At 38.6% G+C, this 25436-nt stretch carries 38 protein-coding genes; 1 reads left to right on the top strand and 37 read right to left on the bottom strand.

The annotated features are described in order from the left end of the window. Positions 1 to 11: 11 nt before the first annotated feature. Both ACW2QC_RS09465 and ACW2QC_RS09460 read right to left on the bottom strand, forming a co-directional pair. A complete protein-coding gene (locus tag ACW2QC_RS09465; protein WP_457543721.1) occupies positions 12 to 197 on the bottom strand; it encodes a hypothetical protein in 186 nt (61 codons plus the stop codon). Positions 198 to 227: 30 nt separating this feature from the next. After that, on the bottom strand, positions 228 to 491 hold the full coding sequence (locus tag ACW2QC_RS09460; RefSeq protein ID WP_457543720.1) for a hypothetical protein: 264 nt from the start codon (positions 489 to 491) through the stop codon (positions 228 to 230). Positions 492 to 988: 497 nt separating this feature from the next. Between ACW2QC_RS09460 and ACW2QC_RS09455 the strand changes: the two genes are divergently transcribed. Next, the gene (locus ACW2QC_RS09455) at positions 989 to 1135 is read left to right on the top strand and encodes a hypothetical protein (RefSeq protein ID WP_457543719.1); all 147 of its coding nucleotides are present in this window, start codon (positions 989 to 991) and stop codon (positions 1133 to 1135) included. A gap of 19 nt (positions 1136 to 1154) precedes the next feature. On the opposite strand, the gene ACW2QC_RS09450 is transcribed toward ACW2QC_RS09455, so the two are convergent. The 35 genes from ACW2QC_RS09450 to ACW2QC_RS09280 all read right to left on the bottom strand — a co-directional run bounded on the left by ACW2QC_RS09450 (position 1155) and on the right by ACW2QC_RS09280 (position 25435). After that, the gene (locus tag ACW2QC_RS09450) at positions 1155 to 2210 is read right to left on the bottom strand and encodes a GH25 family lysozyme (protein WP_457543718.1); all 1056 of its coding nucleotides are present in this window, start codon (positions 2208 to 2210) and stop codon (positions 1155 to 1157) included. Beyond that, on the bottom strand, positions 2211 to 2408 hold the full coding sequence (locus ACW2QC_RS09445; RefSeq protein ID WP_457543717.1) for a holin: 198 nt from the start codon (positions 2406 to 2408) through the stop codon (positions 2211 to 2213). A gap of 12 nt (positions 2409 to 2420) precedes the next feature. Further along, complete coding sequence (locus ACW2QC_RS09440; protein WP_457543716.1) at positions 2421 to 2705, bottom strand: hypothetical protein; 285 nt, start codon at positions 2703 to 2705, stop codon at positions 2421 to 2423. An 18-nt stretch (positions 2706 to 2723) separates the two neighbouring features. Beyond that, positions 2724 to 2912, bottom strand: a complete 189-nt coding sequence (locus ACW2QC_RS09435; protein ID WP_457543715.1) for a hypothetical protein — start codon at positions 2910 to 2912, stop codon at positions 2724 to 2726. Then, positions 2912 to 3118 carry a hypothetical protein gene (locus ACW2QC_RS09430; RefSeq protein ID WP_457543714.1) on the bottom strand — a complete coding sequence of 69 codons (207 nt, stop codon included), beginning with the start codon at positions 3116 to 3118 and terminating at the stop codon, positions 2912 to 2914. Before ACW2QC_RS09430 ends, ACW2QC_RS09435 begins: the two co-directional genes overlap by 1 nt. A 10-nt stretch (positions 3119 to 3128) precedes the next feature. Further along, positions 3129 to 5582: a phage tail spike protein gene (locus tag ACW2QC_RS09425; RefSeq protein WP_457543713.1), complete on the bottom strand. Its 2454-nt coding sequence runs from the start codon at positions 5580 to 5582 to the stop codon at positions 3129 to 3131. An 80-nt stretch (positions 5583 to 5662) separates the two neighbouring features. Then, positions 5663 to 5866, bottom strand: coding sequence for a hypothetical protein (locus tag ACW2QC_RS09420; protein ID WP_457543712.1), 204 nt, complete (start codon positions 5864 to 5866; stop codon positions 5663 to 5665). After that, positions 5863 to 6300 carry a hypothetical protein gene (locus ACW2QC_RS09415; protein WP_457543711.1) on the bottom strand — a complete coding sequence of 146 codons (438 nt, stop codon included), beginning with the start codon at positions 6298 to 6300 and terminating at the stop codon, positions 5863 to 5865. The genes ACW2QC_RS09420 and ACW2QC_RS09415 overlap by 4 nt, the downstream gene beginning before the upstream one ends. Positions 6301 to 6364: 64 nt before the next feature. Then, positions 6365 to 7621 (bottom strand): hypothetical protein, encoded by a 1257-nt coding sequence (locus tag ACW2QC_RS09410; protein WP_457543710.1) that lies wholly within the window; start codon positions 7619 to 7621, stop codon positions 6365 to 6367. Continuing rightward, positions 7618 to 8196, bottom strand: coding sequence for a hypothetical protein (locus ACW2QC_RS09405; protein WP_457543709.1), 579 nt, complete (start codon positions 8194 to 8196; stop codon positions 7618 to 7620). The genes ACW2QC_RS09410 and ACW2QC_RS09405 overlap by 4 nt, the downstream gene beginning before the upstream one ends. Before the next feature lie 11 nt (positions 8197 to 8207). Continuing rightward, positions 8208 to 8567, bottom strand: a complete 360-nt coding sequence (locus tag ACW2QC_RS09400; protein ID WP_457543708.1) for a phage tail fiber protein — start codon at positions 8565 to 8567, stop codon at positions 8208 to 8210. 13 nt (positions 8568 to 8580) lie between these two features. Next, positions 8581 to 10050 (bottom strand): distal tail protein Dit, encoded by a 1470-nt coding sequence (locus tag ACW2QC_RS09395; RefSeq protein WP_457543773.1) that lies wholly within the window; start codon positions 10048 to 10050, stop codon positions 8581 to 8583. 2 nt (positions 10051 to 10052) lie between these two features. After that, positions 10053 to 13973 carry a phage tail tape measure protein gene (locus ACW2QC_RS09390; RefSeq protein ID WP_457543707.1) on the bottom strand — a complete coding sequence of 1307 codons (3921 nt, stop codon included), beginning with the start codon at positions 13971 to 13973 and terminating at the stop codon, positions 10053 to 10055. A 233-nt stretch (positions 13974 to 14206) separates the two neighbouring features. Then, positions 14207 to 14539, bottom strand: coding sequence for a phage tail assembly chaperone G (gene gpG / locus ACW2QC_RS09385; protein ID WP_457543706.1), 333 nt, complete (start codon positions 14537 to 14539; stop codon positions 14207 to 14209). A gap of 48 nt (positions 14540 to 14587) precedes the next feature. Next, positions 14588 to 15187: a major tail protein gene (locus ACW2QC_RS09380; protein ID WP_457543705.1), complete on the bottom strand. Its 600-nt coding sequence runs from the start codon at positions 15185 to 15187 to the stop codon at positions 14588 to 14590. Between the two features lie 45 nt (positions 15188 to 15232). After that, the gene (locus ACW2QC_RS09375) at positions 15233 to 15649 is read right to left on the bottom strand and encodes a hypothetical protein (protein WP_457543704.1); all 417 of its coding nucleotides are present in this window, start codon (positions 15647 to 15649) and stop codon (positions 15233 to 15235) included. After that, positions 15646 to 16041 carry an HK97-gp10 family putative phage morphogenesis protein gene (locus tag ACW2QC_RS09370; protein ID WP_457543703.1) on the bottom strand — a complete coding sequence of 132 codons (396 nt, stop codon included), beginning with the start codon at positions 16039 to 16041 and terminating at the stop codon, positions 15646 to 15648. The genes ACW2QC_RS09375 and ACW2QC_RS09370 overlap by 4 nt, the downstream gene beginning before the upstream one ends. Next, positions 16038 to 16376 carry a phage head closure protein gene (locus ACW2QC_RS09365; RefSeq protein WP_457543702.1) on the bottom strand — a complete coding sequence of 113 codons (339 nt, stop codon included), beginning with the start codon at positions 16374 to 16376 and terminating at the stop codon, positions 16038 to 16040. The genes ACW2QC_RS09370 and ACW2QC_RS09365 overlap by 4 nt, the downstream gene beginning before the upstream one ends. Next, the gene (locus ACW2QC_RS09360) at positions 16373 to 16678 is read right to left on the bottom strand and encodes a head-tail connector protein (RefSeq protein WP_457543701.1); all 306 of its coding nucleotides are present in this window, start codon (positions 16676 to 16678) and stop codon (positions 16373 to 16375) included. Before ACW2QC_RS09360 ends, ACW2QC_RS09365 begins: the two co-directional genes overlap by 4 nt. 11 nt (positions 16679 to 16689) lie before the next feature. After that, positions 16690 to 17823, bottom strand: coding sequence for a phage major capsid protein (locus ACW2QC_RS09355; RefSeq protein WP_457543700.1), 1134 nt, complete (start codon positions 17821 to 17823; stop codon positions 16690 to 16692). A 16-nt stretch (positions 17824 to 17839) separates the two neighbouring features. After that, positions 17840 to 18430: an HK97 family phage prohead protease gene (locus ACW2QC_RS09350; protein WP_457543699.1), complete on the bottom strand. Its 591-nt coding sequence runs from the start codon at positions 18428 to 18430 to the stop codon at positions 17840 to 17842. Further along, entirely contained in the window at positions 18393 to 19640 is a 1248-nt protein-coding gene (locus tag ACW2QC_RS09345) for a phage portal protein (protein WP_457543698.1), read from the bottom strand. Before ACW2QC_RS09345 ends, ACW2QC_RS09350 begins: the two co-directional genes overlap by 38 nt. Positions 19641 to 19853: 213 nt before the next feature. Beyond that, positions 19854 to 21578 carry a terminase large subunit gene (locus ACW2QC_RS09340; RefSeq protein WP_457543697.1) on the bottom strand — a complete coding sequence of 575 codons (1725 nt, stop codon included), beginning with the start codon at positions 21576 to 21578 and terminating at the stop codon, positions 19854 to 19856. Between the two features lie 55 nt (positions 21579 to 21633). Continuing rightward, the gene (locus tag ACW2QC_RS09335) at positions 21634 to 21777 is read right to left on the bottom strand and encodes a hypothetical protein (protein WP_457543696.1); all 144 of its coding nucleotides are present in this window, start codon (positions 21775 to 21777) and stop codon (positions 21634 to 21636) included. Positions 21778 to 21781: 4 nt separating this feature from the next. Beyond that, positions 21782 to 22279: a phage terminase small subunit P27 family gene (locus tag ACW2QC_RS09330; RefSeq protein WP_457543695.1), complete on the bottom strand. Its 498-nt coding sequence runs from the start codon at positions 22277 to 22279 to the stop codon at positions 21782 to 21784. Positions 22280 to 22399: 120 nt separating this feature from the next. Continuing rightward, positions 22400 to 22774 carry an HNH endonuclease gene (locus tag ACW2QC_RS09325; RefSeq protein ID WP_457543694.1) on the bottom strand — a complete coding sequence of 125 codons (375 nt, stop codon included), beginning with the start codon at positions 22772 to 22774 and terminating at the stop codon, positions 22400 to 22402. Beyond that, positions 22734 to 23072, bottom strand: coding sequence for a hypothetical protein (locus ACW2QC_RS09320; RefSeq protein ID WP_457543693.1), 339 nt, complete (start codon positions 23070 to 23072; stop codon positions 22734 to 22736). Before ACW2QC_RS09320 ends, ACW2QC_RS09325 begins: the two co-directional genes overlap by 41 nt. Positions 23073 to 23243: 171 nt before the next feature. Then, positions 23244 to 23438 carry a hypothetical protein gene (locus tag ACW2QC_RS09315; protein WP_457543692.1) on the bottom strand — a complete coding sequence of 65 codons (195 nt, stop codon included), beginning with the start codon at positions 23436 to 23438 and terminating at the stop codon, positions 23244 to 23246. Next, complete coding sequence (locus ACW2QC_RS09310; protein WP_457543691.1) at positions 23429 to 23863, bottom strand: transcriptional regulator; 435 nt, start codon at positions 23861 to 23863, stop codon at positions 23429 to 23431. The genes ACW2QC_RS09315 and ACW2QC_RS09310 overlap by 10 nt, the downstream gene beginning before the upstream one ends. A gap of 10 nt (positions 23864 to 23873) precedes the next feature. Further along, positions 23874 to 24041 carry a hypothetical protein gene (locus tag ACW2QC_RS09305; RefSeq protein WP_457543690.1) on the bottom strand — a complete coding sequence of 56 codons (168 nt, stop codon included), beginning with the start codon at positions 24039 to 24041 and terminating at the stop codon, positions 23874 to 23876. 221 nt (positions 24042 to 24262) lie between these two features. Further along, on the bottom strand, positions 24263 to 24457 hold the full coding sequence (locus ACW2QC_RS09300) for a hypothetical protein (protein ID WP_457543689.1): 195 nt from the start codon (positions 24455 to 24457) through the stop codon (positions 24263 to 24265). 117 nt (positions 24458 to 24574) lie between these two features. Continuing rightward, entirely contained in the window at positions 24575 to 24739 is a 165-nt protein-coding gene (locus ACW2QC_RS09295; RefSeq protein WP_457543688.1) for a hypothetical protein, read from the bottom strand. Positions 24740 to 24799: 60 nt separating this feature from the next. Then, positions 24800 to 25006 carry a hypothetical protein gene (locus ACW2QC_RS09290; RefSeq protein ID WP_457543687.1) on the bottom strand — a complete coding sequence of 69 codons (207 nt, stop codon included), beginning with the start codon at positions 25004 to 25006 and terminating at the stop codon, positions 24800 to 24802. Further along, the gene (locus tag ACW2QC_RS09285) at positions 24996 to 25268 is read right to left on the bottom strand and encodes a hypothetical protein (protein ID WP_457543686.1); all 273 of its coding nucleotides are present in this window, start codon (positions 25266 to 25268) and stop codon (positions 24996 to 24998) included. Before ACW2QC_RS09285 ends, ACW2QC_RS09290 begins: the two co-directional genes overlap by 11 nt. Continuing rightward, positions 25262 to 25435, bottom strand: a complete 174-nt coding sequence (locus ACW2QC_RS09280) for a hypothetical protein (protein ID WP_457543685.1) — start codon at positions 25433 to 25435, stop codon at positions 25262 to 25264. The genes ACW2QC_RS09285 and ACW2QC_RS09280 overlap by 7 nt, the downstream gene beginning before the upstream one ends. Position 25436: the final 1 nt, after the last annotated feature.

The raw sequence follows: 25436 nt of genomic DNA, 5'->3' as shown, positions 1-25436 counted from the left end.
ATTACCCCTCCTTAGAAAAACGGCACTTGTTTAATTGCGTATACAACTAGAACTAAACAGACTGAACCTAACACCCCTTTGACAAGTAATGAATTAATCATCCCCCTATTATCCAAAAAAGCAAAAACAACCATTACCACACCGAACACCGCCATAAACAAAACCGCATACCAACCTAAAGATACGTCAAAAATCATGTTATAACCTCCTGCTGTAAAATCGTGATGTTAAAACGGAAAAATGTTTATGAACTCATTCACAATACCATTAGCAGCAACGCTCATTCTGTGGGAGACAAATTGGAAAACATTATGCGTTAAATCTGATTGGAAAATAATATTACTACCTAAAACATCCCCACCTCCTTGTGAAACAAAGTGATCTGGAATATCGTAATTTTTCCAATCTAGATCATTCCACCACTCCCCGATTGTTTCGGGTTTTTCTTCTATCCACCAACTAGGCGCTTTGCCATTTATCATCAGCTTCAAAAAACACCCTCCCTTCTCTCACTCATTTCATTCGCTCCTTTGGGAACACTATTTTATTTCCTTCCCATTTGTTGCTTTATAGCTTAATTACTAATGTAGTGATACTTTATCTGCTACTTTTGTAATTGCTTTGGTTATTGTTTTTTTAGCTACTTTGGTAAATCTTATGTAGGTACTGACTTGTACTATTACAAATTTAATTGTGATTTACCCAAAAATATTGTGAAAGGTTTATAAGAGGGAATGTCGAATAAGTATATAGGTGATAAAAATGATAATTAGCTTAATTGGACCATACATAAAGGAATCTCAATACGATAGACCCTACATATGTGAGTATATGGAGATTTCAAATAACACCCTGTCTAATTGGTGTACTTGCAAAACATATCCATCAATCCCGCAATTGTTTAAATTAGCGGACTTATTCGGTGTGCATTATGGGGATTTTTATACAAAGAAATGAAAGAAATGAAAGAAATGAAAGGACTGATTGAATGGAAAATCTCTACAAGGAAGAACAAAAGCTACTCGATAAATTAGTCAATAGCAAATCAAGGGAACAACAGGAAGCGATCAAAAGAACGATCGGAAGGATTAATGAGGAAATGAGAAGTATTGAAGATATTAACCCCTCCACATAGTAGAGGGGCTTTTTGCATGTTATCTCCTACCTAATCTCCCTTTATTAACTTCTTTCCTAGCATCAATCTCATCTTTCCTCAAAAACGACAACATAAGCACGCCTAGCAATTCCGGTACTTTCACATCATGATTTTTTAATCGTTCTTTCCACTCGTCCGGTTTCTTGAGATAATCCTTAATACCATCAAACTGATCCACAATAGCGTCATACATCCAATCAGGCAGATATTCTGATTTATCATCGTAACGCATTAATAACGTTGCGAATTGCTCTTTAGATAAAAATAAGTGTGGATCGTTCCCTTTTGTGATGTCCTGCTCTTTCAACCAGTCGAAACCTTCAACGTGTGAATCCCAAGCATCATCATTCTTCGGGCGTTTGTCTAGTTTGCTTTTATCTAATTTATTGAACATTTTTTCTAAACGGTCAATATCCTTTTTAAGTCTTTCGTTTTCCTGCTTCAAATCTTTATACTGATCCATTGTCAACGCTCCCTTTTTCGTAAAATACGATAACTTTTTATCGCTAATAATGCGATTAAGATCAAGATTACCGCTATATCCGTTTAACTCGCCGTATTGCGTATACTGGTGAAGATCACACCTGTAAGCGGGCTCGTACCCTCCATAACGAGGAATCCAAACCGCATCAAATTCACTCGTATTAATATTAAAGTCTCGGTAATGATGATGCGCAATATAAACACCAATTCGATCATTGCCAACTAGCTGACGTAGTTTTCTAACATAATGCGAGATACCACTACGCATATTCGACATTGATTTTTCTTCTACGTCAAGAAACCAAAAAGTGGGCTTGTGCGCTTTTGTACGGTTGTAAAAGTCAGTCGCTTCTATTTCCATATCATTATTCGATACGCCACGAACCCAAGCGTAGGCAGCAGTAGGTACACCGCGTTTCTGGAATTCTCTATGATGTCTTTCGTATTCACGGTCGATCAACTTCGATCCATATTGTGTGCGAACGATTACAAGATCGACCTGTTTTGCTAATTTGTCATAGGCTGACTTGCTGAATCGTTGGTGGTGTGACACGTCAATGATTGCACCCATTTACTTCACCCTCTTTCTTTTATCCTTAAATCCTTTCGTTTTGCTTGGATTTGAAATAATTCCACCTGCAATTAATATCGTTAATACCGCATCTACATAAGGTTCTGACACGCTAGGCGCTACATTAAATGCATCATTCGCAAGCATGACCACTAATGATCCTAGCGCTACCCATAATCCGTAATTTTTCCACTTCATTTCATCCACTCCCTAAAATATTTTTTCGATCAGTAAATAAATAAAACTACCTCCACCTAATAAAGTGAAAAGTAGTTTCCATCCGTTGTTTAGATTAATTTTCTTTTTGCTGAAAAACTCGTCAACCATACGATTATTTATCGTGTTGAGTAGCTCCTTTTGTTCCTTATTGCTTTCTTTGACTGTGTTTTCCACGTTATCCATTTTTGAGGACAGACCGGACATTGTGACTTCTAAGGTCGTGATCCGTTGTTCGTGATTCTGCCATATCGACATATCTTCCATCTCCTTGTCCATTCTCGACCCCCTAACTGCTTATTTGTCTAACTTCTCTTTATCCTCATATGCCTGCTTTAATTCTTCATACTTTGCGTTTACTTCTTTTAACTTCTGATTTTCTGCTTGCAACGTTTCAATTTGCGACTGTAGTATAGCTTTTTCCTGCGCCATTCTAGCAATATCATCCGTTAGGCTTTTGACACTAATACTTACTTGTTGCTCCATTATTTCAATCCCTCCACAAGACGTTGTTTGGCGATAGCTACCAATTTATCGTTGGTTTCATTGCCTGCGTATTGTTCGGGTGACAGTTCAAATCCACCTGTTAGGTTTCGGAATGCATCACTAATGCAGTTGAATTGCACATCGACTGTGGTTAAATTCCATTCCCTGTCGTGTCTAAAATTTACATTTATTATTTTAATTTCCATTTGAAACCTCCTATTCTATAATTCCATTTGAGTAAAACGTCTTAAACACTCTTCCGTTATAAAGAAAATAAATTGTGCCATTAGGATCAAGGTAAATAGATGCGCCTTCTCCGTCTCGAGATTCTAATTTTAGGCGATACGAGTCATCGTTATCTTGAAATACCCGACTTTTGTACGCTGATGTGTAGTAAAATTCCAATGCTGGATTTTCGGGATGTTTGACCATTTCCACGCTATTTCCGCCATTCCCTTCAATTCGGAAACTATCTCCAGTACATTCAATTCCAAAATCCGTCGCTCGCAATGAAGCCCTGTCGCTAAATGTTATTTTCGATTTTGCGCCATCGTAAAAGTTTCCAAGGTTGATTGTTTTTGTTACTGTCAATTCGTCCCCGACAAAGACTGTATTTTGCGCATAAATCCTAGCACCAATTAATTCGCCTACAAACCTTCCATCCACGCTATCAAGGGTTCCTGTAATCGTTGCATCTTGTATGTTAGCATCAATAATATTCGCTTTATCAATCGTTGCCTGCATAATCGTTAAATTATTGGCTAACAGTGTGCCAGTTACGGTTGCATTGTAAGCCGTTATCGCGTTTTGAACGATTAAATCTTCTGCAATTATAAGACCTTCGATAGAGCCTTTATAGTCCTGTGGATTGGCAATCGTATCATCAATCAATGCCTGTGCATCTTGTAAATCAATCTGCCCTTGCTCGATATCTTTCATAGCTTGTTCTAACTCTGTTTTAGCTTGATCAATCCGTTCCTGCGCTTCCTGTATTGCTTCGTCGACTTTCTGTGCAATCTCGCCTTGTACTTCATCCTTATTAGGCTTGTTGTTCCAATTCCCTTGATTATCATTGACAGTCTCTTGTACATCTCTAACTGCTTCATTGGTGTCAAAATACCGCCTAAAGGAGCCTAACGTAACTTTTGATTGCGTAACGTCATTCAAATTCTGCCGATACTCAATAATCGTTTCTTCTGTTTCAATGGCTGGATAAACGTCACGCACGATGCTATCCACACTGTCGCCTAACCGTACTTTTTCGTGATCATAGCCTGTTAACTGTTCAAGTAAAATCACATCTTGTTCATACGTATAAACAGCATCATTGATCGTTTGCAGGTGATTCCATGTGTTGAGTAAGAGTTCAGCAGGATCTTCTTCTTGCCCATCGTAAGCGCCTTTTCTGTGTCGCCTACCTTGATCATAGCCCCATTTATTTAATGCTTCGGGATCGCCTACCCAAGTTTGCCCTAATGGCTTATCAACTGGATCACCCTTCGCTTTACTCCATTCAACGTCCGCAAACGTTAAACGAGGCCCGTCGTTTTCACCACTAGCACCATAACCGTATAACGCTGTCTTAATGCCTGTTGTGTCCGGTGTTCTTCTCGCTGATACAATGTCCTTTCCTGCTTCAAATCGCTTGCCCGTTCGTTCGCCGCGTTTAGGGAGTATATCAATATAGCGTTTGGTGATCGTGTTGTGATCCGCTTCTACTCTATACCTACGTTCACCGCCAAATATTTCTGTTAGTTTATGGACGGCGGCTTTAGCAGATAATCGTTTTAAATCAACGGGTTTATCGCCGAAATAACCAATTTCACCAACCGACCAACGTGTACCTTGTAATACTGCTGTTAATGCTGTTTCTAAGTCCACAGATGCTTGTGTGTAGCTTGGCACCCATTCGTCTATGAGTTCATAGTCCGCGCCTTCCGCAAATACTATTTTCGTTGACATGTCACCGTAACTATCTTCTGGTTGTCGTATGATAAACTCTACGAAATTACCGTCTTGATCCTGGATAACCGCACGACCATCTGGTTCGATTAGTGCGGTATCTGGCATGGCTGGCACTTCGAATTCAAGCGATACTTTGCCGTTTAGCTGTTCGGTATACCATCCGTTTGTGTATGGTATTGCTTGTTCATCGTTCTCTGTCTGATTACGTGGCAGCAATACCAATTGCAATTGCTCGTCTTTGTCATAAATCCAAATCGGCGTTTGTTCTAGTGATTTGTAATCAATAGGTGGCGCGTAACTGTAAACGTCTGCGCGTGCACTTGATCTCGATTGTGTACTAGATGTCGCACTACCATATAAGCGCATATGCGCCTTTGCGTTTGATTCTGATAGACTAACAGATTTCAACTTAACATGCTTTTGGATAAGATATGTTAGATTTGAAGATGACTGTGATTGTGACTTAATCATTTGGCGCATGATCCGTTTAACATTTACAGTTGATTGACTGTTAGATTCAGATGCAACAGATGTGTGATGTTCTAATTTAAATGTAATACTTGTTTGTGATGTTGTTCTTGATATGATTCCGTTTTGAACAGATGCGCTTGCGGTTGATGTAGATTGTGTGCGTGACGTTACGGATATATTTATTTCATTTATGCCGTTTGAGTTGTACTGGATGTTGTACTGTTTATTAAACAAGCGGGCACCTCCTTTCTAGACATAAAAAATACACCTTGTTAGGGTGTTTGGTTTACTGAATATAATGATCCTTATGCGCATTAAGCATTTGTCGGCGGTTCATAGTCACCTGCCAAAAATTCGACCCCGCTGTCTTTCAAATGCTCGTACACGCCCGGCTGTAACGTGCTTGGCACTTCCTCAAACGCTGTTTTCCCTAAAATCACTCGTTGTGCAAAAAACATTGCCATCATTTCATCATCTCCTAATTTTAATAGTATAAATGTTATAAAACGCTTGATCATTGATATACCTGCATTGCCATTTCTGCGATGACATCATCAATAAAGTCAGCGCGGTCTGACATTGCTTGCGACTGTACTTTGATTAGCTTGTTTTCAATTCGTAAAGATTCATTTTCCTTTTTCAATCTAATCACTTGAAACGGGTGATTTGTCGGCAATTCTATGTCGTCTGAAGCGCTTCCAGTCAATATATAATCAACATACATATCCATAAAATCTTCGGGCATGTCCTTGATTTGTTCAAATCTAGCAATCTGCTCATCGGATAATTCGACTTCTGTAAATCCTTCGACTGTCGTATGATCCCATTTTTCCGCAAAATCTATCCACCATTCTTTACCCTCGACCGCCCACTGCTCAATCGTTTCGCCATGTTGCGTATATTCCACGCGGATAGGATAGAGTCGCCACTTCCCACCTTTTCGTTGTAGCATATTATCACCTTCCTTTTATACTTGCCTGCGTTCGGGCTTTCGCCCTAAAAGCAGAGAGTAGAAATTAGAGAAGTTCAAGAACCGGTCGCCATCCATAAGCAATAGAATAAAAGTCGTGAGTCCCTGACTGAATGTGCTCTGCCCCTTTCGACACTATTCCACCGCCCCGGGCAACACGTCTAGTTGTTGTTGTATCGTTAACTTCTTGACACCAAGATGTATATCCGTTCCCGTAATCACTAGATGTTAGTAAATCCTCGTCTGTAAACCCAATACCCCAATCGTCAACATCACCAACATACTGCGGATAAGACCATTCACCACTTGAAGCACGCGCATGAATCGGAAGCATTAAATTATTCCATTCACTTCCAATAGCATCCTTATCAGCATCATTAAATGAATTTGCAGGGTTATTTTCAGCACCACGCATTAATCTGACTTTATACTGTCTACCACCAATCGTTATCGTTTTACCAAACACCGCATCAGCAGCATCTATCTGATCCCACGACAAACTATATCTAAATGTCTTTTTAGCAACGAATTGAATATTTCCCTCATAAGCAAATTTTAAGTACGGTTCATTTGTATGTTGAGCAGTTCCCGCTGATAGCCCGATAGCACTTGCTAGTTGCGTTCCGTTCATCAATTCACTTGCGGGAACTTCCCCAAAAAAGCCAGCCTGCATATCGCCTGCAATTAAATTCTTAGGACCTGGACTACCTGTTGTATCATCAATTTCACTCGCTGTCGTAAAGCTATTCCCACTACTAATATCACTTGCGTAATGCGTACTCGTTTCTTTATAACGAGCATAAGCGGTATATTGTGTTTCTTCGGTTAGTCCTGTAAATGTATGTGGGCTATCATACCAAGCACCATTATCAAGTCTTACTTCTGTGCCAGTTCCGCCATTAACGGTTGCTCGGTCAAAGTCAATATCGGACACTGATGGCGAACTTGGTGCTGATTGCGTGCCTTTATCAACCGTTTTCGTTTGTGACGTTGCATAACTACTTCCGCTATGCTCTGTTGTGCGTCTTACCCTTACTTCGAAATAGACATTATCGCCCACACTAAAATTAGAGCTGTTAATGGTAACTGATGTGCTTAACGTATCTTCCTCAAGCGCCACATTTCCATTAACAAATAACCTATAACGATAACCAATTAACGCATCATTTGACAAGCCCCACGATATAGTCGCATTGTCACCATGCGTTAAATCACTTAATAACAAATTACTAGGAGGGTTAACTTCACTTTGACCCCCTCGGCCCATCAGACCGTGTGCTGTCAGCACGTGGTCTATGTTCATGTAATCACCTTGCTTTCAATTTTTCCGTCTTGGTCGTAGGATAATGACCATGTTTTAGTTACATCTAAATTGCCACTTTCATCATAAAAATCCCAAGTCACTGTTCGATAATTACCGTTAGCATCAGTATTAGACAACGTGCTTTTTAAATACAATGTACCATCGGGTCGTTCAAAATCTGTTACAGTGTATATTCCATCGCTATCTTTACCACTTAAATATTGATTTAATTCGCTATCATGTGGCATATAATCAGCCTTATGTTCATTAAGATTCGTCTGTAAACTTTGTACTTCCGCCTTATCCGCTAATTCTTTATGCGTTCCGGCTGTATAATTATTCTCTACTTTTGTACCGCTTTTGTGTGATGTAGCTGTGGTGTTTTCCAGCCCACGTTCAACCGTAAATGTATTACCACTGACTGCTGATACCTCCATGATTTCATCATCAATCGTTAATCGAAAAGGAACAGCCGGAAACTCACTAGCATCCACAACATCAATCGTTGTCTGCGTACTATCAATAGCACTAGAAAGCGTACTATTTGCATTGTTTGCTGCATTTAACCGTGGCATTTAACCGCCTCCTAATCTAAACTGATTGTATAACCACTTGTATCAACAACAAATTGGTCATTTTCTTGTACTTCTCGTGCTGAATCTAGCACTGTGTAATCTACTAAATTATCAGTATCATCATAAACCCCAACGTGTGTTATTGTTCCATAGCTAGCTGTGGCAATTGGAAAACGTACTTCCGCACTATTCGTAATTTGACCACCACTAGGTGCACCAAAATTAATTACTTGTCGTTTATATCCACCACCACTTACTTCTGTGCCTGTTCCATCTTCACCCGGATCACTTGTAAATAATGCTAAATAGACTGTACCGTTAACAAAATTATCGTCTAATACCTTTGCTTCTAAATAATTTGTAAATGACATGTTCCCACTCCTTTTATAAAAATCTGTGTCTATACTCAATATTGCCTGTCACATTATCTGACAAGCTGATTCTGTTTCTGCCTTCTAACAAACTGAAAAAGTCTGTTTTTACATACAGTAAATCTGTTCTTGGCTCACCATTTAACAATGTCAATCCAGTTGCGTTGTTAATGTGTAATTTATCTCCCGCTTTAAACTCCATTGGCACTTCTGTTTCATAATCGAATTCACCTAATGCATCCCAAACTTTAATTTCTTTAATGCGTTGATACATGCGAACAGCTCCGTACCATTTACGCATAGCAACTTGTATACTTGTAATGTCGTTAGAACCGATTCCGGGGCCCGGAATAATAGTACCCATCTTTACTATCCCTGTGTGCTGACCATTGATGATTTGTGCAATATATGGATAATAATAACCGCTGTCACGTACAATTCGTATTAATCCATCAAAATTATTCCATCCACCCGGGCGATCATGACGCGCTTTATATCGTTTACCTGCTGTGACAAAAGCACCGCCGTTTTGTTGTGCGTTGTCCCACGAATCACCAAAACTAATTTTGCATACCATTTGATCGTTTGCATCACGTAAGTATACTTCGATAATGCCTACGGATGTTGGGTTTACAGGAATGCCATTTAAGTTAGTTTCGTTCATGTTTTTGATGTAAATATCTGATTGAAAACTATGCAAAGGCTTAGGCAATGCACGTTGCAATGATGGGCCTATCCAGTCACTTTTTATCCCTTCACCATTTTCATCGCCCCACTGTTCTACGTAAAAGCCGTTTTCATCCACACCAAACGAACCACTAACATATCCACTGTCTACGTCACTAGCACCTTGCCAACCGGATGTGGATTGCATGGAATCGTGTAATACTAATGTCTTGCGCTCTTTCGGTGTTTGGTCTATTTGCTTGATCTGCCCTAGAATGATAGATCGTGGTGTTCCTTGCGGTGTAAGGTTGCTATTATTTGCTATTTCTACTCGTGTGCTATCCTGTGTGACTGTCAAATCGAATGTAGGATATGTTTCCGCTGTGCCTTCATTTAGTACAGTTGCAGGTAGTGTTTCTTTGCGTTTGATTGCTTCGTATGCGTGGGGATCGGGGCAGATAAATGTGAGTGTGCCTTGCCCCATCCTTCCTGCCAATCGCTCGATGTCTGTATTACCGGATAAAACAGCAAAATAAAATTTATTCGGCTCATTATCTAAAATTAATACTTGCGGGACATCGGGGCGCAACCAATCAGCCAATTCTCGCAATCTTACATGATAGTCTCTAAGATCATCTGCAACAAACCCAACTTCCAATTCAATTGTTAACATATCAAATCCTGATCCATTAAAATGCGCCCCCGGTAAATTAGGGACGCTTTGTGTTTTCAGATTGATAGGTGGTAGGATGTTGGGCTTGGTTTGTACTGCTAAATTAAATTTGCTACTGTGTATATTTTTATACGTAAATCCGATTGTTATCGCCCCTTTGCGCGCATGTTTTGGATTTCGTTGCGTTGTTGTACTTCGGTTATTGGTTTGGCAAGAACCTTGGCTAGTTGCATGTTATCAACGTAAAAGTTGTTGTCTTTCGCTAGTATTTTAACAAGCAATGTTATAACTTCTTTCGTTTCGTTTACTTGTTCCGATAATTTATCTACTATCTTTTCAAGGTGTTTATTATCGACGACGCCACTGGAACCTCGTTTGCTTGTTTTGCGATTGCTACTCTTGCTGACTAAAGCTAACAACTTCATAAACTCATTATTTCTTAACCTTTCAAAGTCGAATAAACCTTGCCAGTCATTTGTTCCCGTTGCATATTTGGGTGTTGACTTTAGTATTTGTTCGGTTTCACGATTAGGTATAACATGAGTTCCTCTCGGCAGATTAACCATTGTATCTTTACCAGGCGATAAGAATGTTGCGCCGCTTGGTGTCTTAATTAACTCTCTACCTTTTTCACCAACAATTGCCGCGCCGCCCGGGGCTCCTTGTGGTGGTGTCCCTTTCGCAAAACCGAATGTATTGCTTAAAAAGTTAACCCCAACATCTATTACATTAGGAATGAGACTTCCTATGCTTCTAAGTGGATTCCAAGAAACATCGACAGTTTTATCTTTCTTCTTGGATACTTCCTTATTTAGCCTGTCCACATCGCCATTATCATCAACATCTATTTCCTTCTTTACATCTTTTCCGGCTTCTTTTGTTCGTTTCTTTTCAATGCCTACGCCTTTTTGCGACTTCTTGTTGTTAGCATCTATTTGATCGCCTTGTTTTCTGGTCTTACTTGTTCCTTGATCGATTTTTCTGTTTTTCTCGCTAATTTCATCAGACCCACGATGAATGGAATCTTTTACATCATCCCAAACGCCTAATTCCTTAAGCATTTGTTCAAGCACACTGTCGTTCAACAAGATTTTCTGATCAATGGCGGATATTTGTTCATCAATTTTTTTCTTGTTAGCACCACGTTTTTTGCGGTTTGCTTCTAATCTTCTTCTTTCTTCAAGAAGTTCATCGTTCTTTTGTTGTATTTTCTTAACGATGTTTCCTTCTTCTGTTTTAATTTCTATTGTCTTGCCTAGATTCTCTATCTTTTTCTGCTTTTCTTTTGATAGTTTCTTCAACTTTAGATTTGCTAAAGAGTTTATGTCTTTGTAAAGACCTAGTTCATCGTTTAAATACTGTTTGGCTTCTATTTGTTTTTGGTTTGTTTTCTTTAATTTATCTAGTCGTTTTTGTTCTTCTACGGTAAGTTCGCTATTTTTTATCCGCTTTTGTTCTAATTGGGCTATTTCTTGCGTGTTTTTTGCAATCGATTTATCAAGTTGAGCAAGTCCTTTTTCACCTTCTGCATTAATACCCGCTTGTTTTAATACAAGGTTAGCCATTTGATTATTCAAAGCATTTATTTTGTCTAATTCCTCTTGAGATTTATTAACAGATTCGCGTTTTTTATCAATTTGACTTTGAATATCATTGATAGCTTCGGCATATTTCCCGCTTTGAATATCCATTAATGCCGTCTGCTCGCGCATCAACTGTTCTTTTTTCTTATTGCTTATATTACCATCGCGATAAAGCCCGTTGATTTCTTTAATTCGTGCAGCCACTTGTTCTTCACTTAACTTGTGCGCGTTGGTATAAACGGTTAACCGTTGTTTGAGTGCGTTTATATCTTTCTGGTCGTCTTTAATAGATTTTGTGATTTCTTTTTCTCTTTCAAGCGCAGCTGTTCTTTGGCCTTCTAATTCAATCAAAGTAGCTTCGTGCAACGAATCGATATACTCACGCACAGTATCAGTATTCTTAGCAAACGCATTTCCTTGATCTGATACGGACTTTTTAACTTTCGGTGTCTGATCAATGATATTTTTGTTTGCGTCAAATAATCTTTTTATTTCATCTTTAGACAAACCGGATTTTTGGGCTAAATAATCATATTGTTTTTGCAGTTCATTGATCTCGCCAGGATTACTCGATTCAGAAATTCTAATATTCAAATCGTTTAACCTAGCCAACTCATCATTACTGATTTTTGCCTTTTTAGACAGTTTTTCGAATGTATCTGCACTTTTATCGAGTTCTTCGGCTTGATCACTTAATGACTTTGCTACATCGAGATTGACTTCTTCTGCTTCTTTAGAGTGCTTAACTAACTTATAAACTCCCACACTTAATGCGGCCACTCCTGCAATCGCCAGACCAACTACTCCTGTTTTTGTTAATCCCGCTGTCATCGCTCCAACCAAACCTTTTTTGCCCACACCTATTGATTTAGTTAGCGTTCCTGTAGCTTGCATTACGCTGCCGATACCGAATGATAGTTTTCCCATAATACTTATAACAGGGCCTGCTGTAGCTGCAAGTAATCCAAATTTAACGATGTTTTCTTGTGTTTTCGGGCTTAAATCGCCGAACCATTGAGTTAAATCTTTGGCTTTCTCGATGATTGATTCTAAGGCGGGTTTAAGATTCTGATATGCTTCAATAAATAAATCCTCTAGCATAGATTTTAACTCTTTAACGCTGCCTGCGAGGTTATCTTGCATTGTGTCAGCCATTTCGCTTGCGGCGCCGTCAGAATTTTTAATTGCGTCAGTCAGATTTTCATAATCTGATTCAGATGCATTAATGACCGCCAGGGCGCCGGACATAGCTTCCTTGCCGAATATGGTGGCTGCGGCAGATGCTTGTTGTTCTTTGGTAAGACCACCCATGCTTTTTCGTAAATCACCCATAATATCATCAAATGACTTCATGTTTCCTTCGCTGTCAGTCAATGATATTCCAAGTTTTTTCATTTCCTTTTTCATTGCAGCGGTAGGCTTAGAAAGGTTTGTCATCATAGTCCTTAATGCAGTTCCCGCTTTTTCTCCTTTGATGCCCGCGTTGGCCATTAGCCCTATTGCTTTCGACACATCTTCCATAGTGTAACCTAATGCGCCCGCCACTGGAGCAACGTATTCAAACGCTTTTCCAAGTCCGGCTACATCCGTGTTTGCATTAGCTGAAGCGGCGGCTAGTATGTCAGCCATTCGTCCGCTGTCTTTCGCTTCCTTGCCGAACGCTGTGAGTCCGTCTGTCACAATATCAGACACACTAGCCAAATCCTCGCCGGATGCAGCTGCTAAATCCATAACACCAGAAATGCCGTCTATTGATTCAGACGCATCCCAACCAGCTAGAGACATATAGTAAAACGCATCACTGGCTTCTTTCGCGCTGAATACAGAAGTTTTACCCATTTCACGCGCTTTATCTTCTAGTTTTTTCATTTCATCAGCACTTGCACCAGAAACAGCTTCTACTTTTGACATACCCGCTTCAAAATCGGCGCCTGTTTTAATAGCAAGTCCACCAACAATACCCAAGGGCAAGCTAACATTACGCGTTAATGATTGACCTGTTTCATCCATCCTGCGACCGGTTGCTTTTAACTTTCCGCCGAATTTATCCATACCATCCGCGACTTTATACCAACCTTTGGATTGGGTTTCCTGTACGCGTTGAAATTCTTTAAATTCAGCGGTCACGTTGTCTAACTCTCTGCTCGTTTCTTGATAACGTGCAATTTGTTCATTTAGACTTTGTGCCGCTTTTTGAGCCTTAACACTGTTTTTACCGTACTGTTTAGACATGCTTTGATATTTTGATCTGGCTTCTTCTACCATTCGTGCTTGAATGCGGTGCCTGTTGGTTAGTCCTTTAATTAGCACACCATATTTTTTGGCTGATTTTTCGCCACGATTAAATGCAGAAAGTTGAGCGCCCATCGCTTTATTGGATGATTTTAATTGACGTTGTAAACCTGTCATAGACTTTTCTACACCCGTGCTATCTAAATCTACTTTAATGACCATATTTCCTACTGGTGTGCCGTTTGTTGCCATGTATATACCTCCCTTCTTCGTTTATTTCCCGAACGCTGCGAAAAGAGAATCCGTTTTCTTAGATTCTTTTTTCTTGTTCACTTGTCGATTGGTTAATCTCAATAATTCCAATACATCCATTTCATAAATTTCTGTTAGAGTATATTGTTTTAAAAGGCCGGCAAAGAGTTCGTCTATCCATTCTTTTTGTTTAATGAAGCTGAAATCTTCTTCATTCAGTTCCTCTTCACCGTCTACTCGTTTTTTGAATCGCCTTGCAAAACACCCATCAAAATAGAAATATATGTCTCTATAATTTTCCCTGCATCAATTCCGTTTGTTAGTTCATCTGACGTGAATTGTTTGTTATATAACTCCACGATGAAGCTAGTGATCCGATCAAATAAATCACCAGGTACAACAAATTCATTTTCTTCAAGTTCAGCACCTAAATCAATCGCCTTTTTAGTAAATACACCTTTAACAAAAAACGGATATTGGAATGTTTTTGTTTCTAAATCATCTTTTTTTACATCAGTCACAAGTGTTATGCTTTTGCTTTTATTGTCATAATATTTAACAGTCATTTATTTTCCCTCCTAATAGAAAAAGAGAGTGAGAATAAACTCACTCGATTATGCGGCTCCGCCGTCAGTAGTAGTTGTATTAAACACCTTATCCATGAATGATTGACGCTTTGCTTCATCACCTTTCCCGATATGAGCAAATACTTGGGAAACGTCATCGAATATACGACTTGAAAACTCACCGCTAATTGTGTCGCTTCCAAATTCAAGCGAATCTTCTTGTGTCTGCGCTTCTGTTGGCGGTAATGTAAACATACCCTTTGTTAATCCAACCAGTTCCGCGGAACCGTCAGCTTTTGTTTTTTCGAGCACAATTGCAACATATGGCGGGTTAACTTGTGATTTTTGTAAAATCAATCCATCTTCATCCTCTAGTCCTAAGAGCGCAACTCGATCCTCTAGGGGTAGGCTGTGGAATTGGAACTCAACCGTAGAAACACCGGTCGATACTGCCATTTCAGCAACTTTATTATCACCGAATGCCTTTGCGATTTCTTGTTCTGTTTCAATGTTAATGTTTTGCAAAAATGGGAGCCTTACTTTTTCGTTATACGTAACTCCTGTTTCTGTATCATCTTGCAAAATTGCATAATATAGTTTGTCTACTCCGACAGTTGCGCTTAAATTCTTTTTCTTTGGTTCTGCCATTTTCATTCTCCTTTATTAATTTATTGCATTAAAAAAAGACCTACATCAGTAAGTCTTTAAATCTGCTAGTATTTTTCCTCGATAACGTCTGCCGTCACGCATTAAGTACGTATCTGGATCGAATTCAAACGTTGGTGTTGATTGTTGGAAGTTGATTGTTTTCATCAATTTATTAATCTCTAATGCTATTTTTCTGGCATCCGAATAATCCCACACATCAATTTGTACAATACAATCCCAAGCAAGTTGTTGATTGTCAGCGTATTCTGTCGGTAATTCAGAAATAGGGCTAATTCTAATAATAGGCGGTTGATTCCTAAATTCTTCTGGTACGTGGTATTTAAAAATTTTACTTTTATCACCCACAAGAGAGATCAACCCGCTATCACTCGTCAGCAACCGATAGGTAATATCCAACGAATTTATTTCATATAAATCTAACCCTTTTATTAGATCATTCATCCTAACACCTTCTTAATCGCATCGGCCATTTCTTTAGCGACTTCTCTCTCTGTGGATTGAACAGTTTTTGTCATATAACCTTGCGGGCTTTGTGATATAGAACCGAACTCTTGAAAATGAGCCCGGAAATTTGCGCTTTTATTAAACCCAACCGTAACATAGGATTCTCCTGTACCTTTATCTGCGCGATTGCCACTCATGGTAACAGCATCAACTAGCTTAGCCTGTGCATTAGGGCCGTCATATTCGCTTTGTGGCACGTTACGCTTCAATTCATCCATAACAACCTTACCGCCCGCTAGATTACCTGACCTCGCAGCACGTTTAACGTCCTCTTCTTTTTTGGAAAGGCTAGATATCAATTCACGCATACCTTCAATTTTTACACTCATGATCTGCCCACTTCCTCTGCGACCAGTACACTAAATCCGCTTTGACGATAATCATACAAAACCTGTTTAATGTTGTATTCTTGTTCGTTATATTTTATCGTCATCTTGTTTGTGATACCAGGATAGTTACGGATAAACACTTTGATATTGTACTGCGTGCCTAACTGTACGCTGTTTGAATAGTCTTTAAGACTAACAGACTCAACATGTGCAAAGCACTTTAAAAATAGCACCGGTTTCGGTTTTTGCGGCACTCCGTTCTCGACTACTGATTTCACCTCATAAATACCTACGGGCTGATCCAACTTAGAAAAATCAAATCGCATTTTATTCATAGGTATCTATCCCTGTGCGCCCGTAATGTTTGAATGGCATGAGTAACCGAAAACGGTGCTTCTTTAATGTTAGGTTCCGACATTGTTAGTCTGTTTTCATAATAGTAGGACGTTAGCATAGTCACAGCTTTTTTATAAGACGGATCGTTTTCAAGAGATTTTTTATCGAGTTTCGGATCATGACTATCAAACACGGCTTCCGCAACATCATGATCCGCCCATTCAATATATTCCTGTATTACCTCATCTTCGAGATTGTGTGGGATTCGCAAATGTCCTTTTATTCTTTCTAAGCTAAGCATCTAACCACTCCTTATGCTACGCCGCCGTCCCCAGTTGATTCTGCTTCTGGTTCAGTTGGGATGTTGACCGTTACTTTATAGATGTTAACCTTTGTCTTTTCATCTTCAACTTTCCCTGTATCGTTTCGTACAGCAACCCCTAAGCATTCCCCGAAGTGAAGATAGCTTGTCCATTGCACGCGAACTTGTGAACGATCGAAATAGACAATTTCTTTCAGGTCGCCAACAAACATTGTTGTTTTATTTGGGAAATATTCATCGTCAAGCACCTCAACATCTTTACCAAGTAATTTGTATCCAGTTGAAGATGTAATTGATTCTTGCAACAGATAACGACCGTTTTTATCCTTGATACGATCTAAATTATCGAATACAGATTGACTTACCAAGAATTTGATACGATTCTTCTTGCCTGCGCTGAATCCCGTGTTAACTAATGTTTTTAACTCATCTACTGATTTTACCGTTTTACTGCGAACAGTGGATAATTCAGCAAGAATATCATCATTTTCAGTATTTACAACCACTTCACCGATAAATTGTTTTAAGTCACCCGCTAAATTGATCCCATCCTGTTTATATTCTTCTGAATATGGAATATAACCGCGTTTTGTTTCGACTTTGTAATCGACTTCCGTAAAAGGCGTCACCCCGATAGCTGGACTTTCGGCTAGTTCTTGAGTGGTTTTTAATGTCGCTTTAGCTGTTGTTCTGACTGGTTGTGTACCACTCGGGGTAGAAACCGGCTTCACTGTTACAAATTTCTTTAAACTAACGATGTCGTCCGCAAGTTCAATAATTTTTTTACTTTCTTCTTCTGGAACAACAACATACCCCTCATCAGTTTTTAAACCATCAGTCGTAATATCACGCGTTTCAAGATAAGTCTCGAAAGCATCTCGTTGTTCATCATTCGGCTCGATTGGTTCCTGCGGCATATAGTCGCTGCCGCGTTGTTCTTTCGGATTTTCGACCGGATCATCATCCAACATACGCTGGCGCGCTTCAATTTCTGCCTTTTCTTCTTTTAACTCACGAACTTCTTTTTCTAAATCTGAAAACTTAGCATCACCGCGTTTTTCATCATTTTCTAGCATTTCGCGGATTTCCGCTAAACGTGCTTCAATTTCTTTTAGTCTATCCATATTTATCGTTCTCCTTCTATAAATCAATTAATGTTTTAATTTTTGATACTTGTTCTTCTTTATAAGCCTTCAATTCATTGTCGTGTTGTTTCATGGGATCATAACCCCTAGCACTTACTTCGCTATCTGGATATGCGGGAAAGGCAACCGCTGAAACCTCCATCAATTTAGCTTTCTTGACAGTACGTAACGGCAAATCATCATCCGGTTCATCAACCTCATCATCTTCTGCCCTAAACCCAAACGAAACTCCATCAACATCGCCGCGCTTGATAGATTCATAGGTATCGTTACCAAGTGTGGTAGAAGGTAAATCCAATTCAAACCGCAAACCCACATCATCTTCTTTTAACCGTAATGTGCTGTTTTTGGTACGACCTAGCACTTTGGATAAATCATGAGACCATAAAAAGCGCTGGTCATCGTCATTCAACGATTCAAGAAAAGCGCCCTTTTTAAACTGTTCACGAAACTTATAGAACAATCCTAAGACTTGTGATTTCTTCTCCCATTTAACAGCGTACCCGGATAATGTACGGTTGCCGTCATCATCTTCACGAATTTCGATTTTATTCGTTACCAGTTCCCTCGTCTCCGTCTTGTCCACTATTGTCACCCCCTTTCATGCCGCCTTTTGCTTTAGTCATCTGATATTCTTCTAATTGGTCTAAAGTCGTGTAGTTTAAACTGAAAAAGTGTTTACTACCAAATTCATCACCTCGTGGAATTTCGCCTAATCGTTTTCTGGCTTCATCTAAACTAATGATCCCTTTGTCAAACTTTTCTAATGTTAATTTGGTGTGCGTTTCTACATCAGCTGTCTTAAAAGGTGCTGTATCAAATTTAAAATTACCGTTCAATTTGTTATTCAATTCATTCGTAATAACCTTTAAATAACTGTTTAAAGTTGATGTAAGGTAATCCAAGTTAGCCTGTGCCAAAGACATATTAGAAGTCTCTAAACCTAATTTGTGACGTGGTATGCGGTACACCTTCCCTATTGTTTCTGTGGAGAATGTGCTGGCATTGATCAATTTCAATATTTCTGTATCAACTTCTATAGGTTCATACTCGAATGTGTCATCAATAACTAATACCTTGTGGGCATTATTAACCCCCGCATTAGCTTCTTGCCATTCTTCTCTTATCTTTTCCCTGGCTTCTTTCGATAGCTTACCGTGCTTCATTTTCAGCAGGCCACCTGTTTGTGTATCGTTCTTAAAGAAGTTGGCCAAGAACCGTTTACTGTCTTTTTGCATAGATAAATCATCTGTTAGTGCTTTCAACGGACTTACACCATGAATGCCGTCTAAAGTAAAGAACTTAAAATGAAGTATATCCGTTGTTTGCAAACGTCTTTTAATGTCTTTTTTATCATTTTCATAAACATCATAGACAAGTCGAAAATTTGTTTCTGCATCACATTTAATTACGACTTGTGAATTTTTCAAATGACGCAAGGCGATGACGTTATTATTTTTACCTCTGACGATTTCACAGAATGATTCACCATTTAACAGAGCATTAGCTGTAATAATAAATTTAAGTGTTCCACCAGAATATAATCCGTTGGGTTTAATGTTTAGAAATTCCATTATTTTATTGGGTTCAACTACACCATTTTTAAATGAATTAATATCTAATGAAGCGACATCACTAGCCAACAAATTAATAACTGTGAATACATCACTGTTTTCTATCGCTTTGGCAGATGCAAAAGACGTTGCTGTTCCAGTAAAACCGGGCAACATACTAATTAATGTTTCCGCTTCTTCTTCTGTAAAGCTACGGGTTTCGTGATTAAAGAATATTCCCATTTAGTCACCCCCTTTCCCTAGCTAACACAAGAGAGATGAGAATGAACGCTGCTCCCATCGAAAACGTGCCTATTGTTGTGCTGATCCGGTAAAAACCGTAGACAATTACACCTATACCAATTAAAAATATGATTCCAACATAAAAAGACAATAAAAAAAGACCTATCTTTTTAATAAGTCCATTCAACTTCTGCATATTCAATTTTCACCACCCTAAAAACCAAAATCATCACTTAATATATAGGCTTCGATCTGTTTAATATCCATACCTTGATATTCATAATTTCTCGCTTCCGAAAATCCTGTTATTGTTGCAACAATCGGGTCAATTTTTTCCCTATTCTTTTGCTTATCTAACATGATATTAGCGTTGTTATCATATTTCATTACAGCGTTATTTACCGCTATATTCAATAACGGATTGTTGGTGTGAAGTATTTTTCTTTCATAAACCCCAAACCTAAACTGTTTAATTGGCTCCGATAAATATTTATAGTTTTGTGGCACTTCAATAAACGGAATATCTAAGTCTGGATAGTATTTTTCCCATTCACCCAAGAAATTCGCTATGTGCCAACTGTCATAGCAAAACGCTTGTACGTTTAAATTGTTTTCGGTGATTAACCTCGCCGCGTAATCTACAACTTGATTGATGTTGATAAACCCACTTTTTAAATTTGTTTGTGTGGCATATCCTCTTTCAATAAGCATTTCATAATCTATCTTATCTCGCCTGGATTTCGCTTCTAATCCACCGGCAGTAGCGATAAATGAATGACCATCAATATAAAATTTATCGTTTTCTAGCGGGATAACATAATATAATGCTGTAATATCGTCTATTCTTGATAAATCCAAACCTAAAAATATATCTCGGCCATAAATATTAATTGGATCAGTTTCACACGCTTGCCATTCTTTAACGGGTAAGAATGAATTTTCGGCACCTTGCTTCCACATGTTGAAGTTCTTCACAATTAAGCCAAGTAGATCGTTTTTAGCAATTGATTCACTTACTCGCTTTCTTAAATTACGAATAAGCGTTTCTTTAATTGCTTCAACTTCCAACAACGGATTACTCTTGATCCACTTTTCTTCATTGTAAATTTCTTCTTCATCATCCTGTTCGTACACTAAGATAAAATAATTTTCATTTTCAGTATCGCCGTTTAATATTTTTTCGCCATACTTATACTCCTGCGTATACATCGGACTATTTAGATCAAAATAAGCTGTGGAAATGATCAATGTAAGCATATTAGGTTGCAACATAGAACCAGATTCCAATACTTCCATCATGCTGTTGTCCTTACTTGCTCCGTATTCGTCTAATATAGAAAGTGTGGGAGCTAAGCCATTAATGCCACCCGTTTCCTTCGACAATGGTTTTAACACACTATATGAAGGGTTGTGATTTATCTCGTTCCGTACTTTGCGGACAGAATTACGTATTTGTTCTGATTGTGCCAACAACCCATCTAACCGCTGCACAACCATATTAAATACAATGGATGCTTGCTCCCTTGATTGTGCTGTGCAATATATTTGCCTGTTTTGGATTGGGTGTTTACCGGCTAGGAATTCGAATATGGCGATACCAGATATTAAAGCTGACTTACCATTTTTTCTAGCCATACTGATAAGTGCTTTGTTAAACCTGCGTAGATCATTATTATCTTTCCTATACCAGCCGAACAATGAATAAACAATAAACTTTTGAAACTGTGCTAGTTTGACAGGTTTTCCAGTAGATATATCCGGCAATATTTCCATAAATTTAACAGCTATTTCGGCGCGTTCAGGCAGGTAAACATAGTTTAGATTTTCATTTTCTAGGTCGTTTAGGTGACGTTTGCAGGCTTTCATGACTTTCTTTCCTGCTAAAATCTCGCCATTGACTACTTTTCTTGCATATTGTGTACCCGGATCATTAAACATATGTTACCCCCTTCCCGCATAACAAAAAGACACCCACAACAGCGAGTGCCTTTTATTAATTATCGAATGTAAAATTAATGCTAACTCCATAAACCCGTTCATCCGATAGTAGTTTTTCTGTGCGATATTCGTCAATTCCGTACTCTTTAAGAACCTTGCCGATTTCATTAATCATTTCGTCGAGTTCCTTCTTGATCAAGATGTCACCCCTTTAACAACTTCAATATTTCATCTTCTTCTTTATCATCATCCGGAACAGCCAAATCAAGTCTACTATTCATTGTCATTCCTAGTTGATTAGCAATCATCCGTAATTCCTTTACAGTAGACAGTAGCAAATCGTATGAGGGGTTTTTCTTGATACTTTCCAAATTTCCGTTCTCATCATAAAATTCTGTTGTTTCACCATTCTTTTGAATATCCTTTTCCAATCGCCTTCTGGATCCATGCAGCATGCAATATGTTTCAATCAACTCTCTATCCAATTCCGCGATAGGTAATTGCTTCAACAATGGTATAATTCGTTTCCATTCTTTCTTACCGTAGTAGCAAAGGTGGCTAGGTATGCGGTCTGCCTGTAGTTGTTCATGTTCATTAAGCGTTTCTTGTTCAGCTAACTTCTTGGCCACATAATCTTTACCTTTTTTATGCTTTTTTAGTTCATCTTCTGAATAAAAACCGCGTGTAGGCTTGCCCCTCATACCATTTCACCACCTTTTAACCTATTTTGACTTTCATAATCGCAAAATTCAAAGAGAAGAGTGCGCCCCGTCCTTCTGTAATTTTGAAACCAAAGGGTAATTTTAAGCCGGGGGTATTTTTCAGAAAGTTTGTTCGCTGTATTCCTGCTCGTCCTTTGCAGTTTTAATATTGTGGCACTCAAAGCAAAGTGACTGAATGTTATCCATGTCAAGACGTAAATCCCATCTAACCTTAGTTGGTATGATATGGTCTCCTATCCTCGCTTCACGTCCGCACATGACACAACAAAAGCCATCACGCAGCATGGCTTGATAACGTAATGACTTCCATTCCTTTGTATCATAGAATCTCTTATATGTTTTCCCATCATCAGTCGATGTTCTTATCTGTTCATATTGTTTGTAATTATGATTGGTGTGTTGGTCACAATATGTTTGTGCTGTTGGTATCAGTTCATTGCATCCTACCTTGTTGCAACGTTTCTTTATGTTCATTAGTCAGACCCCTTTTATTACTTGCTATAACCTCTAACAAAGAGTGAATCTTTCCTAATGTAATCAGTACGGTTCCAATCGCCAAATTAACAATAAGAGTGCCGATTCCAATAACCCAGTTATTGAAGTGCTCGTCTTTTATCGTCTGTACTTCGTAATCCTCATAAAGAGATGGATAATCCGTCACCTCTTTGTACGCATCATAGTCAAACGACGCAATGATAACGACAAATCCAATAATACCAATGACAATAAAAAGCACACCCATGAACTCCGATAATTTCCAATCCTTTTGCATATCAATCTCCCCCTCACAATCAATTATGATTGATATGGAAAGTTTATGCAATATTCATTTTAAAAAGGCGCCTACAAAAATGTTAGCGCCTTTCCTTAAGGGAGAATAAAGTTTCTATGATACTATATTATCTGATTTTAGAACGTTAAAAACGACATCATAGTGACATGGTCAATCTATAATTTTGATCAATACGGATTTGTTAAATGTTTCCTTTGGATAATTGGTGTAGTACCAATACTCACTCGGGTATAAATGCGCATCCAGTTTAATATATCCACCATATAATTGTGTTAAAGTTTGTAAATCGTCCGTATCTTTCACTGGTTTTACTTTGAAACAATGTATATATCCATTCACCGCCACCCTAACACCTCCACAGTTGCTTGTATAATATCATCACGCCACCGTTGCGCTTGACGTTTGCTTACGTTTAATTCTAAAGCAATACCATCCCATGTCAATTGGTTATTCCGGTTCCAATACTTTACTCTGACTAGCTCTTTATAGTTATCCGGCAAAGCATTATACACCTGTTCAATTGCTTCAATGATATTAGCTAAGTAAGTTAATTGTTTGCTGGTTGTTAGTCGTGTCGCCATTCGTTCAGTCGGATCACCTGGCATTCTAACTGAATTACTACCGCCACCCACGTTATCATCCGGCTCTTCATCAAACGGATTCATGATTTCTTCACGTAACCTAGCTATTTCTTTTAATGTATTGTGATAATTGTACCATTCAGCTTCTGCTTTCTTAAACGCTAGCTTTGTTGGTTTTATTGCCTGCATGTAATACCTCCTATTTATTAACAACCTCATATGCCATATAAAACGATGTAACAGCTAACGCTACATTCATCCCCATAAAAGCTAATTCAACCTTAGCTAACTCTGACAACGTTATTGTGATAAATGCTAGTATAATAAACAGCACCATGCTAGATAAAAATGTTTGTATTGCTTTCATGTCATTCTCCTTTCGATGTAATTTAATTACCGTTCAATTTCAATAAAATTTCATTAACCATGTAGTATTCTGTGTTAAATAAAGCAGTGACTGCATCCCATAAACAAATTGGTATAGCGATTAATCCAATAACAGTGATAACTGCGCCGACAAAAATCAGTATAATCTGTCTTGGCTCATCCCAATCGAAGTCATTAGTCCATTCGTTCTTTTGTTCCGCTTCATTCTTTTTTCTTATTCACTAGTCTCACCAATACAATAAACATAGCGATACCTATCAAAAGAAGTAACGCCCAAAAAATGTTCATCGCCGCATCGATCATGGCTTGTTTGTATAAAACTGGGTATAATTTATCCACCGCAATCCCTAATCCATCTGCTAACTGATCAATCGCTTTGTTTATATCTATTTCCATGTGCCTTGTCCTCCTTTTATAAGCCACATGAGAGGATTTATTCATGGTGTATGTATTTGGTCTAGTTAGTTTGTGAATCCTCTGTGTGTGGCTGTATTTAATTGTGTGGATTGGTTCCTAATTCATTTGTTCATCATACCTACCTTGTCTATAACCGTCATAATAAGCTTGTTCCTTTTCTTTTCTAAGTTGTTCAATCATTTCTTTACGTTGTTTTAAGTCTTTGCGCGCTTGGTCAAAGTCAGCTTTTAATAACTGGTATTTAGTTGAACCTTTAGGCATTTACATCCCCTCACTATGTCGCATTTTAGGTCAAACAACCATCTCTTAATTTCCTGATAATTACTCCACCTGCTTATAAACAGCTTCATAATACGTTTCATAATCCGTATCAATATATTCTTGCTTGCCAAACTGACCACGTTTGAAATGCTTGCGTTCTGATGTTTTCTTTTGGATCGGCACAATGCATTCAAAGCCACGTTGTTCTTTATCCATGCATAGCTTTAGTAGCTTGTTAATGTCTTTGTCTCGTACTTTACTGATCATTTTCCTTCACCTGTTCTGCGATAGCTGTGGCGACCGCTGCAACTTGCACCAATTCATCATATAAATTATCCGCATCTGATACCTTTTCACTTACCATACCCACTTGCATAGCCTGTGCTACTTCTCCGACTTCCTCAACTAGGATTTTTAGCCAGGTTCCGTAATCATGGCGCTGCATTCCCCATTTGTAATCTTGTCTGTCCCGTTCATGGCTTATGTCGTTTAATACATCAGTTCTTATTTCGTACGCTGGTCTCACCACTCAAAATACCCCCTATTAGCAATTTCCGACCATGCCGATAACGATTCAATTACTTCGTATCGTCTTAATACTCCGTTCTGCGCCAGTGTTACATCAACCATTACCAATTCCTCGTTATGTTCAGCTGGATACGGATTGACGTTGTGGATTTCGTGTATGATGTGCATT

The organism is Virgibacillus sp. FSP13, from assembly GCF_054048505.1.
Note: the sequence above shows the minus strand (reverse complement) of the source record. Positions and strands in the feature narration are given on the sequence as shown.

Coding starts and splice junctions, on each gene's coding strand:
- ACW2QC_RS09445 (WP_457543717.1), bottom strand. CDS start 2,408: ATGAAGTGGAAAAATTACGGATTATGGGTAGCGCTAGGATCATTAGTG.
- ACW2QC_RS09430 (WP_457543714.1), bottom strand. CDS start 3,118: ATGGAAATTAAAATAATAAATGTAAATTTTAGACACGACAGGGAATGG.
- ACW2QC_RS09280 (WP_457543685.1), bottom strand. CDS start 25,435: ATGCACATCATACACGAAATCCACAACGTCAATCCGTATCCAGCTGAA.
- ACW2QC_RS09355 (WP_457543700.1), bottom strand. CDS start 17,823: ATGGATAGACTAAAAGAAATTGAAGCACGTTTAGCGGAAATCCGCGAA.
- ACW2QC_RS09410 (WP_457543710.1), bottom strand. CDS start 7,621: ATGAACATAGACCACGTGCTGACAGCACACGGTCTGATGGGCCGAGGG.
- ACW2QC_RS09390 (WP_457543707.1), bottom strand. CDS start 13,973: ATGGCAACAAACGGCACACCAGTAGGAAATATGGTCATTAAAGTAGAT.
- ACW2QC_RS09290 (WP_457543687.1), bottom strand. CDS start 25,006: ATGATCAGTAAAGTACGAGACAAAGACATTAACAAGCTACTAAAGCTA.
- ACW2QC_RS09305 (WP_457543690.1), bottom strand. CDS start 24,041: ATGAAAGCAATACAAACATTTTTATCTAGCATGGTGCTGTTTATTATA.
- ACW2QC_RS09310 (WP_457543691.1), bottom strand. CDS start 23,863: ATGCAGGCAATAAAACCAACAAAGCTAGCGTTTAAGAAAGCAGAAGCT.
- ACW2QC_RS09415 (WP_457543711.1), bottom strand. CDS start 6,300: ATGCTACAACGAAAAGGTGGGAAGTGGCGACTCTATCCTATCCGCGTG.
- ACW2QC_RS09435 (WP_457543715.1), bottom strand. CDS start 2,912: ATGGAGCAACAAGTAAGTATTAGTGTCAAAAGCCTAACGGATGATATT.
- ACW2QC_RS09330 (WP_457543695.1), bottom strand. CDS start 22,279: ATGAGGGGCAAGCCTACACGCGGTTTTTATTCAGAAGATGAACTAAAA.
- ACW2QC_RS09345 (WP_457543698.1), bottom strand. CDS start 19,640: ATGGGAATATTCTTTAATCACGAAACCCGTAGCTTTACAGAAGAAGAA.
- ACW2QC_RS09465 (WP_457543721.1), bottom strand. CDS start 197: ATGATTTTTGACGTATCTTTAGGTTGGTATGCGGTTTTGTTTATGGCG.
- ACW2QC_RS09380 (WP_457543705.1), bottom strand. CDS start 15,187: ATGGCAGAACCAAAGAAAAAGAATTTAAGCGCAACTGTCGGAGTAGAC.
- ACW2QC_RS09320 (WP_457543693.1), bottom strand. CDS start 23,072: ATGCAAAAGGATTGGAAATTATCGGAGTTCATGGGTGTGCTTTTTATT.
- ACW2QC_RS09360 (WP_457543701.1), bottom strand. CDS start 16,678: ATGCTTAGCTTAGAAAGAATAAAAGGACATTTGCGAATCCCACACAAT.
- gpG (WP_457543706.1), bottom strand. CDS start 14,539: ATGACTGTTAAATATTATGACAATAAAAGCAAAAGCATAACACTTGTG.
- ACW2QC_RS09375 (WP_457543704.1), bottom strand. CDS start 15,649: ATGAATGATCTAATAAAAGGGTTAGATTTATATGAAATAAATTCGTTG.
- ACW2QC_RS09365 (WP_457543702.1), bottom strand. CDS start 16,376: ATGAATAAAATGCGATTTGATTTTTCTAAGTTGGATCAGCCCGTAGGT.
- ACW2QC_RS09400 (WP_457543708.1), bottom strand. CDS start 8,567: ATGTCATTTACAAATTATTTAGAAGCAAAGGTATTAGACGATAATTTT.
- ACW2QC_RS09295 (WP_457543688.1), bottom strand. CDS start 24,739: ATGCCTAAAGGTTCAACTAAATACCAGTTATTAAAAGCTGACTTTGAC.
- ACW2QC_RS09440 (WP_457543716.1), bottom strand. CDS start 2,705: ATGGACAAGGAGATGGAAGATATGTCGATATGGCAGAATCACGAACAA.
- ACW2QC_RS09340 (WP_457543697.1), bottom strand. CDS start 21,578: ATGTTTAATGATCCGGGTACACAATATGCAAGAAAAGTAGTCAATGGC.
- ACW2QC_RS09405 (WP_457543709.1), bottom strand. CDS start 8,196: ATGCCACGGTTAAATGCAGCAAACAATGCAAATAGTACGCTTTCTAGT.
- ACW2QC_RS09455 (WP_457543719.1), top strand. CDS start 989: ATGGAAAATCTCTACAAGGAAGAACAAAAGCTACTCGATAAATTAGTC.
- ACW2QC_RS09420 (WP_457543712.1), bottom strand. CDS start 5,866: ATGATCAAGCGTTTTATAACATTTATACTATTAAAATTAGGAGATGAT.
- ACW2QC_RS09450 (WP_457543718.1), bottom strand. CDS start 2,210: ATGGGTGCAATCATTGACGTGTCACACCACCAACGATTCAGCAAGTCA.
- ACW2QC_RS09325 (WP_457543694.1), bottom strand. CDS start 22,774: ATGAACATAAAGAAACGTTGCAACAAGGTAGGATGCAATGAACTGATA.
- ACW2QC_RS09370 (WP_457543703.1), bottom strand. CDS start 16,041: ATGAGTGTAAAAATTGAAGGTATGCGTGAATTGATATCTAGCCTTTCC.
- ACW2QC_RS09300 (WP_457543689.1), bottom strand. CDS start 24,457: ATGGAAATAGATATAAACAAAGCGATTGATCAGTTAGCAGATGGATTA.